This window comes from Pseudaminobacter soli (ex Zhang et al. 2022) (genome assembly GCF_014595955.1).
GTDB lineage: Bacteria > Pseudomonadota > Alphaproteobacteria > Rhizobiales > Rhizobiaceae > Kumtagia > Kumtagia pseudosoli.
In genome coordinates, this window is sequence record NZ_JABVCF010000014.1 from 160,550 (window position 1) to 176,430 (window position 15,881).

The 15,881-nt window shown below is 63.6% G+C and carries 14 protein-coding genes and 1 pseudogene; 9 read left to right on the forward strand and 6 right to left on the reverse strand.

What is annotated here, in order from left to right:
- Nucleotides 1-14 precede the first annotated feature (14 nt).
- The 3 genes from HUI96_RS23565 to HUI96_RS23575 all read right to left on the reverse strand — a co-directional run bounded on the left by HUI96_RS23565 (nt 15) and on the right by HUI96_RS23575 (nt 1,523).
- Nucleotides 15-377 carry a hypothetical protein gene (locus tag HUI96_RS23565; protein WP_188257150.1) on the reverse strand — a complete coding sequence of 121 codons (363 nt, stop codon included), beginning with the start codon at nt 375-377 and terminating at the stop codon, nt 15-17.
- A gap of 158 nt (nt 378-535) precedes the next feature.
- On the reverse strand, nt 536-1,222 hold the full coding sequence (locus tag HUI96_RS23570; protein WP_188257151.1) for a cytochrome b/b6 domain-containing protein: 687 nt from the start codon (nt 1,220-1,222) through the stop codon (nt 536-538).
- Entirely contained in the window at nt 1,209-1,523 is a 315-nt protein-coding gene (locus HUI96_RS23575) for a PepSY domain-containing protein (protein ID WP_188257152.1), read from the reverse strand. The genes HUI96_RS23570 and HUI96_RS23575 overlap by 14 nt, the downstream gene beginning before the upstream one ends.
- Nucleotides 1,524-1,666: 143 nt before the next feature.
- Here HUI96_RS23575 and HUI96_RS23580 point away from each other — a divergent pair, with 143 nt between their 5' ends.
- Nucleotides 1,667-2,326: a response regulator transcription factor gene (locus tag HUI96_RS23580; protein WP_188257153.1), complete on the forward strand. Its 660-nt coding sequence runs from the start codon at nt 1,667-1,669 to the stop codon at nt 2,324-2,326.
- Nucleotides 2,323-3,684 (forward strand): sensor histidine kinase, encoded by a 1,362-nt coding sequence (locus tag HUI96_RS23585; protein WP_188257154.1) that lies wholly within the window; start codon nt 2,323-2,325, stop codon nt 3,682-3,684. The genes HUI96_RS23580 and HUI96_RS23585 overlap by 4 nt, the downstream gene beginning before the upstream one ends.
- A 185-nt stretch (nt 3,685-3,869) precedes the next feature.
- Here HUI96_RS23585 and HUI96_RS23590 read toward each other — a convergent pair whose 3' ends face one another.
- Entirely contained in the window at nt 3,870-4,730 is an 861-nt protein-coding gene (locus HUI96_RS23590; protein WP_188257155.1) for a ferritin-like domain-containing protein, read from the reverse strand.
- A gap of 132 nt (nt 4,731-4,862) precedes the next feature.
- Between HUI96_RS23590 and HUI96_RS23595 the strand changes: the two genes are divergently transcribed.
- From HUI96_RS23595 to HUI96_RS23625, 7 genes are read left to right on the forward strand one after another with little or no spacing between them, the layout of a single operon-like run.
- On the forward strand, nt 4,863-7,214 hold the full coding sequence (locus HUI96_RS23595; protein WP_237684319.1) for a NosR/NirI family protein: 2,352 nt from the start codon (nt 4,863-4,865) through the stop codon (nt 7,212-7,214).
- Between the two features lie 22 nt (nt 7,215-7,236).
- On the forward strand, nt 7,237-9,156 hold the full coding sequence (gene nosZ, locus HUI96_RS23600; RefSeq protein WP_188257156.1) for a TAT-dependent nitrous-oxide reductase: 1,920 nt from the start codon (nt 7,237-7,239) through the stop codon (nt 9,154-9,156).
- Complete coding sequence (locus HUI96_RS23605; protein WP_188257157.1) at nt 9,156-10,535, forward strand: nitrous oxide reductase family maturation protein NosD; 1,380 nt, start codon at nt 9,156-9,158, stop codon at nt 10,533-10,535. Before nosZ ends, HUI96_RS23605 begins: the two co-directional genes overlap by 1 nt.
- Nucleotides 10,528-11,448, forward strand: coding sequence for an ABC transporter ATP-binding protein (locus HUI96_RS23610; protein WP_188257158.1), 921 nt, complete (start codon nt 10,528-10,530; stop codon nt 11,446-11,448). The genes HUI96_RS23605 and HUI96_RS23610 overlap by 8 nt, the downstream gene beginning before the upstream one ends.
- Nucleotides 11,445-12,272 carry an ABC transporter permease subunit gene (locus HUI96_RS23615; RefSeq protein WP_188257159.1) on the forward strand — a complete coding sequence of 276 codons (828 nt, stop codon included), beginning with the start codon at nt 11,445-11,447 and terminating at the stop codon, nt 12,270-12,272. The genes HUI96_RS23610 and HUI96_RS23615 overlap by 4 nt, the downstream gene beginning before the upstream one ends.
- Nucleotides 12,269-12,820, forward strand: coding sequence for a nitrous oxide reductase accessory protein NosL (locus HUI96_RS23620; RefSeq protein ID WP_188257160.1), 552 nt, complete (start codon nt 12,269-12,271; stop codon nt 12,818-12,820). The genes HUI96_RS23615 and HUI96_RS23620 overlap by 4 nt, the downstream gene beginning before the upstream one ends.
- Before the next feature lie 10 nt (nt 12,821-12,830).
- Nucleotides 12,831-13,838: an FAD:protein FMN transferase gene (locus tag HUI96_RS23625; RefSeq protein WP_188257161.1), complete on the forward strand. Its 1,008-nt coding sequence runs from the start codon at nt 12,831-12,833 to the stop codon at nt 13,836-13,838.
- Nucleotides 13,839-13,949: 111 nt separating this feature from the next.
- Here HUI96_RS23625 and HUI96_RS23630 read toward each other — a convergent pair whose 3' ends face one another.
- Together HUI96_RS23630 and HUI96_RS29565 are read right to left on the reverse strand one after the other, a co-directional pair.
- Nucleotides 13,950-14,789, reverse strand: a complete 840-nt coding sequence (locus tag HUI96_RS23630) for a DUF6544 family protein (protein WP_188257162.1) — start codon at nt 14,787-14,789, stop codon at nt 13,950-13,952.
- Nucleotides 14,790-15,642: 853 nt separating this feature from the next.
- Nucleotides 15,643-15,881: pseudogene (locus HUI96_RS29565) on the reverse strand (hypothetical protein); the annotation flags it as partial.

Consider the following 15,881-nt stretch of genomic DNA (forward strand, 5'->3'; position numbering starts at 1 on the left):
GCGGGACGGCGGGCTCAGTTCACCTGGACTTTTGGTGCCGCGCCGCTACCGAAAAGGCCGTTCTGCGGGGGAGCCACGCTCCCGGCAGGAGCCGGGCCGGACGAGTTGCCGGGGCGGGACTCGTCGTCATCCTCTCCATCGCCTTCATCATGGTCGTCGTCATCGCCTCCATGACGCAGCCTGCGCCCATGACGGCGGTCACCATCGTCATGGTCGCCGACCAGCACTGGAGACGCTCCGGAGTCCCGCGATGCAGCCAAGGCCGCGTCACGCGATCCTTCGAACTGGACAGAGCCGTGCATCGCGCTCCACGCGGGCAGGCCGATCGCGGCGACGAGCGCCGTCGACGCGAACAGGATGGCAAAGGTCCTTTTCATGTCAGCATCTCCTTTTTCTGATGCTGCGTTTTTGGAGGCCGCGCCTGATCCCTTCCTGACGGGAACGGATTTTCTGCTTCAGCTTGCCGTCAGGAATCGAAAGGCCCCGCCGAAATGACGGGGCCGGAATCCTTGTGCCTGAACCCGGGGCTGCCGGCTTAAGCGACGTCGCCGGGAGCAGGTGGCCTCTTGCGGCCCGTGATCATCGCGCGGGGCAGGTTCTCCTTGTGCCGGAAGGATGCCAGCGCCACTCCGCCCACATGGACCGCCACCAGAACGAGCATCAGGTTGGCGAGAGTCTCGTGCACCTCTTTCAGTGGGCCCCCGGTCTTCGCGTGGCCGTAGCCGCGCGTCCCGACTTCCGCCCTATTGCCGCCGCCGTCCGCGAACGCGGGGGCGACGATCTGCAGTTGCTGGGCAGCGGCCGCAGCGCGGTCCGGCTTTTCCAGAAGCCATCCGGTGAACGCCGTTCCGGACAGCGTTACCAGGAGCGCCACGATCATGGCCGCGCCCGCCGGGTTGTGGCCGAGGTAGCGCCGTTCCTTGAATCTCGCCATGTCGCCGATGTAGGAGAGTGTCTGGACGGGCCCGCGGATGAATCCTGCGAACCGGGCATAGCGGCTGCCCACAAGGCCCCACAGGATCCGCAAGCCCACGAGTGCGGCAACCGCGTACCCTGCAAACTCGTGAACGGGCTGGATTTCCTCAGCGGTGAGCCATGCGATGGCAAATGCCCCGACCAGGCCCCAGTGAAAAACTCGGACCAGCGGATCCCAGACGCGCACCGACCGCGCGGCCGCGTCGGGGGAACCGGGCGTGGCTGCGACAGGGTCATTGATCGTCATGGTGGCCTTCTCCGTCGCGGTGCCGATGACCGGCCCCGTCCTGTTCGATCTCAAGGATTTCGAGGGATGACGGATGGATGGTGACTTCGATCCGCTGGCCTTGAGCATCGGTGCCGTCGATCTCGTAACAGCCGTCGTCGATCTTGATGCGACGAACTGTCCAGCCCTTCTGGGCCGCAAGCGCGGCGACGGCCTCCTTCGGCTTCCATTCCGCCATGGGGACAAAGCATTCGTCTTTGGCCAGCGCCTGTCCTACAGGCAGGACCGCGACACATGCGAGAATTGTCAGGGTGCTCCGCATGGGCCAAGACTCCATTCCACCCGGATTCGCGGCTACCTTGCAAGGTCAAGCTGACGGCATCCTGAAGCTCGCTCGCATTTCGCTTCAGCCCGCTGTCAGGCAGGCTCGTTAAGGACGACGCGCGTCTGGAAAGGCGAGAGACGATGCGGATCCTGCTTGTAGAGGACGATGGCGTGCTGGGCGATGCCGTGCGCGACCAGATCGCTGGCGATGGCCACTCAGTCGACTGGGTCACGCGGATCGATGCGGCCCGGGACGCCATGGCGGGCGCCGCCTACGACCTGATCCTGCTCGACCTGATGCTGCCTGACGGCAGAGGGATCGTGTTCCTTCGAGCCCTGCGGGCTGCGGGGGACGTCACGCCCGTCATCATCCTGACTGCGCTTGACCAGGTTTCGGACCGGATCGACGGCCTGACGACTGGAGCAGACGACTACTTGGTGAAGCCGTTCGATCTCGACGAACTGTCGGCGCGCATCGGCTCGGTGGCGCGCCGATATACGGGAAACCCGAACCCCATCATCCGGCACGGGACGCTGGACATCGATATCGCCCGCCGCAGCGTGCGCCGGGAAGGCAAGCCCGTGCAACTGACGGCCCGTGAATGGGCCCTGCTCGAAGCGTTCCTCAACCGACCTGGGCAGCTTCTCTCGAAGGCGCAACTCGAGGAGAAGCTCTACGATTTCGATGCCGAGGTGGAGAGCAACACGATCGAGGTCCACGTCAGCAGGCTGCGCAAGAAGCTCGGCACCGGCCTCATCGAGACCGAGCGAGGCCTCGGCTACAGGCTGGCCCAGGCATGAGGCGTCCCCGAAGCCTTCAGGGCCGGCTGCTCCTTTCACTCGGGGCGGTACTGCTCGTGATCTGGGTCGGCGCGGCCTGGGCGACGGCTGTCCTGCTGCGGCACGAGATCGAAAAGGTCTTCGATTCCTCTCTCCAGGAGACCGCGCAGCGCCTGCTTCCCTTGGCGGTACTGGATATCGTCGGCCGCGAGGACGGAGACGCCGCCAGCCAGCGGCTCGGCGCAATCCGCAGTCACGACGAGCTCTTCACCTACGTCGTCCGCGACGACAAGGGCAAGATCCTCCTCCAGTCGCATGCGGCCGACCTGTCGGTCTTCCCGCCTTACGAAGGTCCTGGGTTCGGTCGGACCGCGACGCATCGCCTCTATAGCGAAGAGGCGCTGCAGGGCACCGTCCGCATCACGGTGGCGGAGCCGCTCGCCCATCAGGCCAAGGTTGCGAGGGAAGTCCAGATAGGACTCGGCCTGCCAATTCTTCTGGTGATCCCCGCCGCCTTCGTCGCCGTTGTACTTGCGGTGCGGAGGAGCACAAGGCCACTGCGGGCGTTCCGGGAACAGCTCGAAACTCGAAGCGAGAAGGAACTTGGGCCTGTCGCCTCCGACGACCTGCCCAGCGAACTCGCCCCGTTGGCCGTCACCCTGAACGCGCTGCTCGAAAGGCTCAAGGCTGCCTTCGAGGCAGAACGCAGCCTTGCCGCCAACACAGCGCATGAACTGAGGACTCCGCTCGCCGGAGCGATTGCCCAGGCGCAGCGCATCCGGAAGGAAACCGTGGAATCGCATACCGCTGAGCGGGGAGCCGAGATCGAGGCGAGCCTCAAGCGGCTGACAGCGCGCGCCGAGCGGCTCATGCAGTTCGCACGGGCAGAAGGCGGGCGCCTCCGATTGGACCGGCCCTCGGATGTTCGCGCGACGCTGCGGGTCGTGATCGACGACATGCGGAGGAGCGTGCCGGCGCATAGGGTGACCTTGTGGGTGCCCGAAGTTCCGGTAATGTCCGACATCGATCCCGATGCCATCGGGATCCTGTGCCGCAACCTCGTCGAGAACGCCGTCCAGCATGGCAGCCAGTCGTCGCCAGTTGAAGTGACGCTTGACCCGGATGGGCTGCTGACTGTCTCCAACGACGGAGCGGTCGTTCCGCCCGAGAGGCTGGCGAACCTGGGGGACCGGTTCGAGCGAGGCGAGTCTTCTGCCCGCGGCACTGGGATCGGCCTGTCGATCGTCTCGACGATTGCCGACCGCATAGGCAGCCCGCTCACGCTCAAATCGCCAAGGCCCGGCACGACATCGGGTTTCGAAGCCAGCGTTAAACTTGTAACCGCAAAAGAGGTCGACGACTTTACAAAATCACTCTGAAGCCGCGTCGCGTTACAAAGGCGACCACCTCTGGCGCGTCTGAATCCTTCGTGGCAGCGGCAGGAACGCTCGAGAGAAACTCGTTGCTCGACCGCATAGCACGGTCTCCATGGGCGCGAGTGGACTCAGGTTAGGTCAGACACAGTGACCTAGCCTCGCCGCAAGCCAACATGGTTGGGAAGGCCTCACTGCACAAGGGCCCGGATGAACGATCGGCATTCCACCGCACCCGCAGCGAACCGCTGAGCCCTGCTTCGGCTCTCCTGATCCGGCAAACGCTCGCCGAAATCGAGATAACAATCCAGCAGCAACTCGCACAAAGGTCCCGGGCGTTCCAGAACATTCGGTGGGAGGCCATCCTTGAGTAGGGGCGACGGGCCGAACGGCTTGGCGGCAAGACCTGAGGCTCGCTCACGCGCTTGCTGCGCCAGATCCTGCTGCCGGGATACCTCAGGTCCGGACTCCTTCCCGGCAGTCGCGTCCAGGTGCTCGGCCAGCCGTTGTTCAAGCTCCGACAGTTCCGGAGGGTTGGCGGCCGGCTTCGCCGCACGCCGATGGTGGAAAGCCTGTCTTCGTTCCCGCCGCAGCGTGGCCAAATGGCCCAGTTCCTCGCGCGCCATGCGCTCGGCGGCCTCGCGGAGTTTGTCCTGGTCCGTCTGCGCGGCAACATAGGTCCAGAATAGAAAGGCGCGCTCCTCGTTGCGTACGGCCATGGCAAAAGCCCGATAGGCGCTGAGCAGTTCGGGCGCGATGCTTCCCGCTCCCTCGTCGTCGAACGTGTCGGCCGGCTCCCACCGCAGGTTCGAAAGGTCGGGCTGCTTGCCGCTGACCCGCTCGGACCAGTGCACGACATTCCCGAGGTGCTGGCTTTCCTCGCCAACCAGCCGCTCGAAGACCGCCACCATGTCCGGTCTGTTCTCCTGACGCATGTGAGCAGCTAGCTTCGAATAGCCGTCGATCGCCTCCTGTTCCATTGCGAAGGCGATGGCGAGCAACTCGTCCATCGATGTCACAGCCGCAAAAGGTTCCGACTTCAAGAGCGACATCTCTGGATCCTCCGAGCCGCACATTAGCCATATCAGAAATCAGGTCTGTTTGCGCTAGCGCAAGTAAGCTCAAGTTGAACTAGGCTAGATGCGCGATGGCTTTCTCGACTCGGTGCCGGGAAGCCGGTCCGCATGATGAAGGGGAAGTGCGTTTTGAGCATAGCCCGCCACACCAGAACCGCCGTCCATCTGGGCCATCCGATCCTCCACTGCGTGACGATCGTCTTGGTGGCGATCGCCTTACAATCGTTCACCTTCCCCGCCCTGGCAGCTGGCCGCCTCACAGAATTTCTACAGCACACCCAGCCATCCGGACTGTTCGAAGGCGCCGACCGCTTCGGTGACATTGAGGGCGATCCCCCTATCGCGCCCGTCTACCGTGCTGACGAACTGGTCGGCTACGTCTATCTCAACTCTGACTTCACCAGTGCCGTCGGCTATTCCGGAAAACCCATCCATATCCTGGTCGGCATCGACCCGAAGGGCATCCTCCGCGGCCTGAAGCTGATGCAGCATCACGAGCCGATCGTGCTGATCGGCATACCGGAAAAGAAGGTCGTTGCGGCACTGAACGCCTTCATCGGGAAAGATCTCGGACAGGTTGCCGCCGGAGCGGCGCGACCGCCGCAAGTGGACATCGTCAGCGGCGCCACGGTCACCGTCCTGGTGATGGGCGATAGCGTGGTGCGATCCGCCGTCCGGCTGATCCGCAGCAACCGACTAGGGGCGGCACCGGGAGAGACGCAGCAGCCAACGGCGACTGAGACCAGAGAACTCGACGCTTCGAAGAGCGAGGTGCGCGACTGGCAGAGCCTGATCGGCGACGGCTCGGTGCGTAGTCTGCGGCTGACCGTCGGCGAGGTAAGCGAGGCATTCCGGCAGGCCGGCCAGACGAAAGCTGCGGAACGGCCGGAGAGCCCGAACCCGCAGGACGAGTTCATCGAGCTCTACATCGCGCCTGTAAGCGTGCCGACCATCGGCCGCAGCCTGCTCGGAGATGCGCAGTACGAAAGGCTGCGGGGACAACTGAAGCCCGGCCAGCAGGCCATCGTGGTGGCGGGCGACGGCGCCTATTCTTTCAAGGGCTCCGGCTATGTGCGGGGCGGCATTTTCGACCGTATCGAACTCCTCCAGAACGGCCAGGGAATACGCTTCCGCGATCGCAATCACACACGGCTTGGCGACCTTGCGGCCGAGGGTGCGCCGCGGCTGCGAGAGATCGCGCTGTTCGAAGTTCCCGATGAGTTCGACTTCGACGTGACAGAGCCTTGGGAACTACAACTCCTCGTGCAGCGCAGCATCGGCGCGCGCGACAAGGCGACCCTGCCCTTCAACCTGGGCTACGCGCTCCCCGACCAGTATGTGACGGTGAAGCAGGTGCCGGCGCCGCAAGCAGCCGCCGCGCACAAGCCCGCGCCAAACGAGCAGAGCGCCCAGTCAGAAGCGCCGCTGGTCGACAACGCTGCCCAGCCGACGGCCGACGAGGAGCCGCTGTGGCAGCGCATATGGAAGATGAATACGGTGTCGATCGTCATCACCGTGGCGGGGCTGCTGGTGCTGACGGCGATCTTCTTCTTCCAGGGCTGGTTGGTGCGTCGCCCGAAGCTATTTGGCTGGGTACGGCGTGGCTATCTCCTTTTCACGCTGATCTGGCTGGGCTGGTATGCCAACGCGCAGCTCTCGGTCGTGAACGTCCTGACCTTCACCAATTCGCTGATCACCGACTTCAGCTGGGAGTTTTTCCTCTCCGCCCCGCTGATCTTCCTTCTTTGGGCAGCGGTGGCGGCCGGACTGCTGTTCTGGGGGCGCGGTCCGTTCTGCGGCTGGCTCTGCCCGTTCGGGGCCCTGCAGGAACTCACCAACAATGTAGCGCAATGGCTGAAGGTGCCACAGATCACGGTGCCCTTCGGGCTACACGAGCGCCTCTGGCCGATCAAATACATCATCTTCCTCGGCCTGTTCGGACTATCCTTCTACTCGATGGCCATGGCGGAAGTCGCCGCCGAGGTGGAGCCGTTCAAGACAGCGATCATCCTGAAGTTCATGCGCGACTGGCCCTTCGTGGTTTTCGCGGTCGCGCTTCTGGTCGCGGGGTTGTTCATCGAGCGCTTCTACTGTCGCTATCTCTGCCCGCTGGGCGCCGCGCTCGCCATTCCCGGACGCATCCGCATGTTCGAGTGGCTGAAGCGCTGGCCCGAATGCGGTTCGCCCTGCCAGCGCTGCGCCAAGGAATGCCCGGTGCAGTCGATCCATCCCGAAGGGCAGATCAACGTCAACGAGTGCATCTACTGCATGCATTGCCAGGAACTCTATCACGACGACCATCGCTGCCCGCACATGATCCAGGTGCGGCTGAAGCGCGAGAAGTTCGAGGCACTGTCGTCGCCGTCCATGCGCGGCAAGGGACCCGCGGCAAAGCCTGTCATTTCCCAAAACGGCATTCCCGTCCAACGGCCGGAGCCAGTCGCCGGTCCGTCGACATAGCAAGCCAGCACAGGAGAGTCACATGTCACAGGAAGAGATGAAGAGGGGCCTGAGTAGGCGCCAGTTGCTCGGGAGCAGCGCGATTGTGGCCGCTGCTGGCGCAACGGGCGCAGGCGGTGCGTTCACGCTCGGCGGCGGTGTGGTTTCTCCGGCGGCAGCCGACGAGAAGGGCGAACAGGAATACGAGGTCAAGCCCGGCGAACTCGACGAGTACTACGTTTTCTTCTCCAGCGGCCAGACCGGCGAGGTCCGCGTCGTCGGCTGCCCGTCAATGCGCGAGATGATGCGCATCCCGGTCTTCAACCGGTGCAGCGCGACCGGCTGGGGCCAGACCAACGAAAGCCGCAAGGTGCTCACCGAAGGTCTCCTGCCGGAAACCGTCGAGTTCCTGAAGAACAGGGGCGGCATCTACGAAAACGGCGACCTGCACCATCCGCACCCCTCGCAGACCGACGGCACCTATGACGGCCGCTATCTCTACGCCAACGACAAGGCGAACACCCGGGTCTGCCGCATCCGCCTCGACGTGATGAAGTGCGACAAGATCATCCAACTGCCGAACCAGCACACGGTGCACGGCATGCGCGTGCAGAAATATCCCAAGACCGGGTACGTCTTCTGCAACGGCGAAGACCGCGTGCCGCTGATCAACGACGGCAAGACGATGGCGGACAAGAGTACCTATCGCGCCATCTTCACCGCCGTCGACGGCGAGACGATGAAGGTGGCTTGGCAGGTCATGGTCGACGGCAATCTCGACAACGTCGATGCCGACTACCAGGGCAAGTACTGCTTCGCCACCTGCTACAACTCCGAGGAAGGCGTGAACCTCGCCGAGATGATGGCGAACGAGCAGGACTGGATCGTCATCTTCAACCTGAAGCGGATCGAGGAAGCCGTCTCCAAGGGCGATTTCGAGGAGATCAACGGCGTGCCGGTTCTCGATGGCCGCAAGGGCTCGCCCTACACGCGCTACGTGCCGGTCCCGAACAGCCCGCACGGCATCAACACGGCGCCGGACGGCATCCATGTCGTCGCGAACGGCAAGCTGTCGCCGACCGTCACCGTATTCGACGTGCGCAAGTTCGATGACCTGTTCGATGACAAGATCCAGCCGCGCGACACGGTCGTTGCCGAGCCGGAACTCGGCCTCGGGCCGTTGCACACCGCCTATGACGGCAAGGGCAACGCCTACACGACCCTGTTCATCGACAGCCAGGTCTGCAAGTGGAACATTGAAGACGCGAAACGGGCCTTTGCCGGCGAGCAGGTCGATCCCATCCGGCAGAAGCTCGACGTCCACTACCAGCCCGGCCACAACCACACCTCCATGGGCCAGACCAAGGAGGCGGATGGCAAATGGCTGATCTCGCTCAACAAGTTCTCAAAGGATCGGTACCTCAACGTCGGACCGCTGAAGCCGGAGAACGACCAGTTGATCGACATCTCGGGCGACCAGATGGTTCTGGTGCACGACAACCCGACCTTTGCGGAGCCGCATGACGCGACCATCGTGCACCGCTCCAAGATCAACCCGGTCCACGTCTGGAACCGAGACGATCCGTTCTTCGCCGATGCGGTGAAGCAAGCCCAGGCCGACGGCATTGATCTGATGACCGCAGCGGATGTCATCCGGGACGGCAACAAGGTCCGCGTCTACATGACTTCGGCCGCGCCGGCCTTCAGCCTTGAGGATTTCTCCGTCAAGCAGGGCAACGAAGTCACGGTCTATGTGACCAACATTGACGACGTCGAGGACCTGACCCACGGCTTCGCGATCATCAACTACGGCATCAACATGGAGGTGGCGCCGCAGGCGACCGCTTCCGTGACCTTCACTGCCAGCAAACCGGGCGTCTATTGGTATTACTGCTCGTGGTTCTGCCATGCCATGCACATGGAGATGAAGGGCCGCATGTTCGTTGAGCCGCAGGGCGTCTGATGCATCGTCGCTGCATATCGACACTGGGGATGGCGGCCCTTGCCGCCGCCATCCTCGCCATGCCGGCCTGGGCGGCCACAATCCGCAAGCCTGCGGATGGCTCGCCGCTCCAGCCTGTGCTCGATCAGGCGTCTCCCGGCGACGTCATCCTGCTGGCCAAGGGCGAGCATCAGGGTACGCTCACGATAGGCAAGACCCTGACGCTCGAAGGCGAGCCGGGAGCCGTGGTCGTCGGGGGCGGCAAGGGTAGCGTGATCACCGTCACGGCGCCGCGGGCGATCGTGCGTGGAGTGGAGATCAGAGGATCCGGCAAGGATCTCTACGCGATGGATTCAGGCATCTTCGTGGCGCAAACCGCGACCGGAACGCGGATCGAAGAGAACACTTTCGTCGACAATCTGGTCGGGATCTATCTGCACGGGGCCGAGGATTCGCTAGCCAAAGGCAACCGGATCGTCGGCTTGCGTGAAGGCCGAACGAGCGAGGCGGGCGACGGCATATCGGTGTGGAATGCACCCGGCGCCAGGATCGTCGACAACGACATCAGCTTCGGCCGGGACGGCATCTTTACCAAGACCAGCAAGCGAAACGTGTTCAGCGGCAACAAGCTTCGCAACGTCCGCTTCGGCATCCATTACATGTACACCAACGACAGCGAGGTCAGCGGCAACGTCTCGCACGACAACACTGTCGGCTACGCGATCATGTTCTCGAGTCGTTTGCGCATCGTCGACAATGTCTCGGACGGAGATCGCGACCATGGGTTGCTGCTGAACTACGCCAATGGTTCGCAGATCTCTGGCAATGTGGTGCGCGGGAAGCTGCTGCCGGCCGGCAGATGGACCAGTGCCGGCCAAGCGGGCGGGTCGCATGGCGTGCCGATGGAAGGGGAAGCCTCGAACGTCGCGCGAGGATCGATGCGGCCCGGCCCGGAGAAATGCGTATTCATCTACAACGCGAACCGCAACAAGTTCACCGACAACTGGTTCGAGGGCTGCGCTATCGGCATCCATTTCACCGCCGGCTCCGAAGGCAACGCCATGACCGGCAACGCCTTCATCCGCAACCGTAACCAAGTGAAGTATGTCGGTACCCGCTATCTCGACTGGTCGGTCGCGGGTCGCGGCAACTACTGGAGCGACAATCCCGCCTTCGACCTGAACGACGATGGTATCGGCGACAATCCATACCGGCCGAACGACATCATCGACCGGGTGCTCTGGACCTCCCCGCAGGCCAAGGTCCTGGTCAACAGCCCGGCCGTGCAGGTGATCCGCTGGGCACAGTCGCAATTCCCGGCGCTCCTGCCCGGCGGCGTGGTCGACAGTCGCCCGCTGATGGCTCCGCCCCGCCACCAAGAACGGAATAATAATGGCTGAGAGGGTCGAGGTATCCGACGTGTCGAAATCGTACGGCAAGGTACATGCCGTGACGAACGTCTCATGCGTCTTCCGGGAAGGCGAGACGATCGCGCTTGTCGGCCACAATGGCGCGGGCAAGACGACACTGATCAAGCTGATGCTCGGTCTGATCCGGCCGACTTCCGGAACGGTTCGCGTGCTCGGCGAGGATCCCTCCGCCGGCCAGTTCGAGGCCCGGCAGAGGCTCGGCTACCTACCGGAGAACGTATCCTTCAATATGGCGCTGACCGGCCGCGAAACGCTCGCCTTCTACGCTCGGCTGAAGCGCGTACCGCTCGATTCGATCGACGCCCTGCTGGAACGGGTCGGCCTCGGCCATGCCGCGGATCGTCGCGTCGGAACCTATTCCAAGGGCATGCGGCAAAGGCTTGGCCTGGCGCAGGCGCTCCTCGGACGCCCAAGAGTGCTCCTTCTCGATGAACCGACGACCGGGCTCGACCCGGCGCTGCGGCGAAGCTTCTACGAGATTGTCGCCGAGCTTCGCGCCGACGGCGCCACGGTGGTGCTGTCCTCGCATGCTCTGACCGAGCTCGAAGGCAAGGCCGACCGGGTGGTGATCATCAACCGCGGAGCCAAGATCGCCGACGGCACGATCGAGGAACTGCGGAGCATCGCCAATCTTCCCACACGCATCCGCGTCAGGTTGTCGGACGCTGCGGACAGTAGCGTGAACGATTGGATTGGCCGCACAGGCGCCTGGAAGCGGGTCAACGGCCACATGCTGGAGATCGACGCGGGACCCGGTGAGAAGATCTCGCTGCTGAGAAGCGCCGCATCCCCTGATGCCCCGGTGACCGACCTGGACGTCGTTCCACCGACCCTCGATGAACTCTACGCTCACTTCCTTGGCGCGGGAGAGGCCGGGCGATGAAGAACATCCTCATCATAGCGCGCAAGGAGATCCAGGAGGGCCTGCGCAACCGCTGGGTCCTGGCGACGACTGTACTTCTGGCCTCGCTCGCGCTGACGCTCACCTTTCTCGGCAGCGCGCCTGCGGGCAATGTCGGCGCGAGCGCGCTCGACGTTGTGATCGTCAGCCTGTCGAGCCTGACCATCTTCCTGGTCCCGCTGATTGCGCTGCTGATCTCGCATGACGCGATTGTCGGCGAGATGGAGCGCGGCACCATGCTGTTGCTGCTCAGCTATCCGATCGGGCGCTGGCAGGTGATCGGAGGCAAGTTCATCGGGCATATCGCCATTCTCGCATTCGCGACCTTGATAGGTTACGGCGCCGCTGCGGCAGCCCTGGCCGCGACAGGCGCCGTCATCGACACAGCGAGTTGGATCGCCTTCGCGTCCATGATCCTGTCGTCAGTCCTGCTCGGCGCGGTCTTCGTCGCCATCGGCTATCTGGTCAGCGCGCTTGCCGGCGAGCGCGGCACCGCCGGAGGAATCGCCATTGGCGTCTGGCTCGTCTTCGTCCTCATCTTCGACATGGCGCTGCTGGGGCTGCTGGTCGTCGACCAGGGACGGACGATCGGCGGCGGGCTTCTGAGCGCTTTGCTGCTTGCCAATCCCACGGACGCATACCGGCTGCTGAACCTTGGCTCGGAAAGCCTCGGCGCGCTTTCCGGAATGGGCGGTGTAGCCGAGAACGCCGCTCTCGGGCCCGCGACCCTGATCTCCGCGCTATTCGTCTGGGCGTTGGTGCCGCTGGCTGCGGCTGCGCTGCTGTTTTCCAGGAGGGAACTATGAGAACCTTATTGGCGGCCTTGGCTACGGCATTCGCGCTCGCCATCGCCGGCTGCAGCGACGAGGGGCCGGCGCAACCGCAAAAACCCTTTGCGCTGACGATGGACGCCATCGGCCGCTATTGCGGCATGAACGTGCTGGAGCATCCAGGGCCAAAAGGGCAGATCCTTCTCGGGAAAATCCCGGAACCGATCTGGTTCTCCTCGGCCCGCGACGCGGTCGCCTTCACCATGCTGCCGGAGGAGCCGAAGAACATCGCCGCGATCTACGTCTCCGACATGGCAAAGGCGGAGAGCTGGGAGAAACCGGGGGCGGAGAATTGGGTCGAGGCGCGGCAGGCCTTCTACGTCATCGCCAGCGCCATTCGCGGAGGCATGGGCGCGCCGGAGACGGTGCCTTTCTCGACGCAGGCCGCTGCGGCAGAGTTCGCCGGAAAGAACGGCGGCCAGGTGGTAAGCTTCGCAGACATCCCGCCAGCCTACGTGCTCGGACCTGGCGAAGCTCCTGCAGACGACGGCATGCCACCGCAGACCACTGGCTCGCTACAATAGGAGCCGTGTCATGGCCCACACCCTGAACCGCCGCCGCTTCATCTCGATCACCGCCGCTGCAGCCGGACTGGGCCTTGTTCCCTCTTCACTTCGTGCAAACCCAGAGTTCCACACAGTCACCTGGAGCGGATCCGCACTCGGCGCTTCCGCCACGATGACCGTTCACCACCATGACAGGGAACAGGCCGGACTGCTGGTGAAGCAGGCGGTTTCGGAAGTCGCCCGGCTCGAGCAGGTCTTCAGTCTGTATCGCCACGATTCAGCGCTGGCGCAACTCAATCGGACCGGCGCGCTTGCGGCGCCGCCACCGGATCTGGTCGCCGCTCTCGAGGCAGGCCGGAACGTATGGAAACTCAGCGGTGGCGCCTTCGACCCCACCGTGCAGCCGCTCTGGAAGGCTCTGGCGGAGCACTTCGCCAGCCCCGACGCCGATCCGGCTGGGCCGCCCGCAACGGATATGGAGGAGGCGCTGTCGCGTGTCGGTTTCGACAAGGTGATCTTCGATCAGAACCGCATCGCCTTCGGCCGCAACGGCATGGCGCTGACGCTCAACGGCATTGCGCAGGGCTACATCACCGACCGTGTGGTCGACGTGCTGCGCCACGGCGGCATTGAAAAGAGCATGATCGATATGGGCGAGATTCGGGCGATCGGCTCGCGACCGGACGGCACGCCTTGGCGGGTCGGTGTCGAGGACGCAGGAAACAAGCAGGAGCTACTTGCGGTGGTCGACATCGAGGACATGGCCGTGGCGACATCGAGTGCTGACGGCTTTCGCTTCGACCGTGCCGGTCGCTTCAATCATCTCCTGGATCCCCGCACCGGACTCGGCGCGGGCCGATATCGAAGCGTGGCGGTTGTTGCGCCGGATGCGACAACCGCGGACGCGCTTTCAACCGCTTTCAGCCTCTTGCCGCCAGACGAGGTCCACACGATGGTGCTCGATCAGCCCGGACTGCGCGCCTGGCTTTCGGGGAGAGGCCAAGCGGACACCGTTCTGACGTTCGGGTCAGGATGAGGAATCGTGCAGGCCACCCCGGCGATACCGCCAAGCGATTAATCTAAATGGGCCGGGCACATGCCTTCGCTCCGTAGTGAGGGGCCGCGGCAGTGGACCAGAGCCTGCGCTTCAGGGTTTGAGATCGTCGAAGCTGATTGACCTTACGCGCGCCTTAAAGAAGGGGAAGTAGTCCTCGGTACCGATGAGGTTTCCACCTTCCACCCTCGTTGGCAGCCGGTAACCGCCGAATTCCCGGAAGTCGGCGAGATCCCCGCCGAAGGGCTGGAGGCGCCATTCCTTTTCCGGGTTCGCGTTGCTCCAGCGGGACAGGACGACGCGTACGGGCTGACCGTCGGACGCGACCGTAATCTCAACGGACTGCTCGAGGCCGTGATGGACGACTGTGACGCGGGCCGTGTCTGCGTCGACGGGGTCCCATCGGATGCCTGGGCCGGGAAGAAAGGCGGCAGGGGTCCAGAACGTGCCTTCGGCCACGACTCGCCCGAAAGCAGAGCGGAAATGGTTCGACTCACCGCCCGCACGGACTACAGGTAGGATGCCCGCGAGCCAAAAGCGGGTCCATGAGTTGCCGACCGTCATCGCGTCCGATCCGCCGATGAGCCCCGCGTCGAGTTGCCATACGAACCCTCGTGGCGCTGCAAGAAGCTGACGCGCACGCATTGGACGGTAGTCCGGCGCCTGCTTCGTTCCCGTCCCGATCTCGCCGGTCATCTCGATGTGGGCCGTGGATCTCAGCGGCGTGCCTGGAGCGATCGTATAGAGGAAATATCGTCGCGCAGGCTCGGGAAGGGTCGCTACCATGGCGGCGTCGAAGCCGGCCGGATCGTCGCTTCGAGCCGCGAGCCCGGTCCAGACACGCGTCTCTATCCGGCGATCGCTCGCGCGCCACAACGCAAGCGCCGCGGTGACGGCCAGGAGAACCGCGAGGACAATGACGGCAGCCTTCATCCGATAGTTTCTAATTTTCATCTGTTGGCAGGTTGGCCACATCGAGGCGCATGATCAAGTCGTCACTACTATCCATCGCTGGCTCCTCAGACGGACCGCCGAGGAATGACCGGGAGGCTGTGTCAGGGACACACTAGGGCCGTCACCTCGCCCATAATGCGCGTGTAACCACGCTGAATCCCCGGGGGCAGATGCCTCCAAGCGCTATGGGCCTCCTTGTGCTATCGAAGCAAAGAACGCTCCCAGTCACTGCCTCCTGTGCTGGACATGTCGCGTGTCCCATCCACGCGCTAAGAGACCACTGCCATCGACTGATCGGTTTGAACGTCAGATTCCTGGTAGGGAAAGTCTTCAGAACGGGGCAATCGAGCCTTTGGCGTTTGATGGCCGCCCCTGCGCAACTGCGCTCAAGGCGTCGACCCATCGATGTCCGCTTTTGGGGACGAACAGCGCCGCTGTGAACGACCGACATGGGGCGCAAAGCGGTCCACGCGGCGGCCGACCTAAGTCGTCTTTAGGTCAAACCGGGCAGTAGTGTTGTGACCGCCCGCTTTTGATGTGACTCAATCGAGACGCGGCTCTACCCGATGCCGATAGATCCGCGCCGTCCTGATCGGCGTAGCTGCAATCGGCGCAGGGGGAGCACAGTGCACACGTTTCGAATCAATGCCTCGATAGTGCCATCGTTCACCAGCAGCAAAATGCCCCCACGCATGCCGGCAGCATCGTGCTCGGGTTTCCCGTCCGACTTCAAAGGAAGGGTCGCAGTCGATGATGACTACGCCCTAGCGGTAGTCCCACGATCCACTCGGGCTATGATGTGCAACCGATCTGGCTCGATCGCTCCAGTTCATCATCTCCGCTTCAATCGGACGATCATGTTCGTCTCGAAGGCGTTGTTCTCGTCGCCGTATCCTCGCGGGTTGGAGACGACTCGCGTTCCGTGAACGGTATAGTCGCAACTGTCATGCACATGGCCGTGCACCCAGAGTGCCGGTGCCCCGGCCTCGATGACTGTCAATCGGCGCGCAAAACTGACCCCTGATCGGCGTCCAATTTTGACCCCCTTATTGTAGGGCGACGGTGAGCGCC

Coding starts and splice junctions, on each gene's coding strand:
- HUI96_RS23610 (WP_188257158.1), top strand. CDS start 10,528: ATGGCTGAGAGGGTCGAGGTATCCGACGTGTCGAAATCGTACGGCAAG.
- HUI96_RS23615 (WP_188257159.1), top strand. CDS start 11,445: ATGAAGAACATCCTCATCATAGCGCGCAAGGAGATCCAGGAGGGCCTG.
- HUI96_RS23590 (WP_188257155.1), bottom strand. CDS start 4,730: ATGTCGCTCTTGAAGTCGGAACCTTTTGCGGCTGTGACATCGATGGAC.
- nosZ (WP_188257156.1), top strand. CDS start 7,237: ATGTCACAGGAAGAGATGAAGAGGGGCCTGAGTAGGCGCCAGTTGCTC.
- HUI96_RS23585 (WP_188257154.1), top strand. CDS start 2,323: ATGAGGCGTCCCCGAAGCCTTCAGGGCCGGCTGCTCCTTTCACTCGGG.
- HUI96_RS23595 (WP_237684319.1), top strand. CDS start 4,863: ATGATGAAGGGGAAGTGCGTTTTGAGCATAGCCCGCCACACCAGAACC.
- HUI96_RS23575 (WP_188257152.1), bottom strand. CDS start 1,523: ATGCGGAGCACCCTGACAATTCTCGCATGTGTCGCGGTCCTGCCTGTA.
- HUI96_RS23620 (WP_188257160.1), top strand. CDS start 12,269: ATGAGAACCTTATTGGCGGCCTTGGCTACGGCATTCGCGCTCGCCATC.
- HUI96_RS23570 (WP_188257151.1), bottom strand. CDS start 1,222: ATGACGATCAATGACCCTGTCGCAGCCACGCCCGGTTCCCCCGACGCG.
- HUI96_RS23630 (WP_188257162.1), bottom strand. CDS start 14,789: ATGAAGGCTGCCGTCATTGTCCTCGCGGTTCTCCTGGCCGTCACCGCG.
- HUI96_RS23605 (WP_188257157.1), top strand. CDS start 9,156: ATGCATCGTCGCTGCATATCGACACTGGGGATGGCGGCCCTTGCCGCC.
- HUI96_RS23580 (WP_188257153.1), top strand. CDS start 1,667: ATGCGGATCCTGCTTGTAGAGGACGATGGCGTGCTGGGCGATGCCGTG.
- HUI96_RS23625 (WP_188257161.1), top strand. CDS start 12,831: ATGGCCCACACCCTGAACCGCCGCCGCTTCATCTCGATCACCGCCGCT.
- HUI96_RS23565 (WP_188257150.1), bottom strand. CDS start 377: ATGAAAAGGACCTTTGCCATCCTGTTCGCGTCGACGGCGCTCGTCGCC.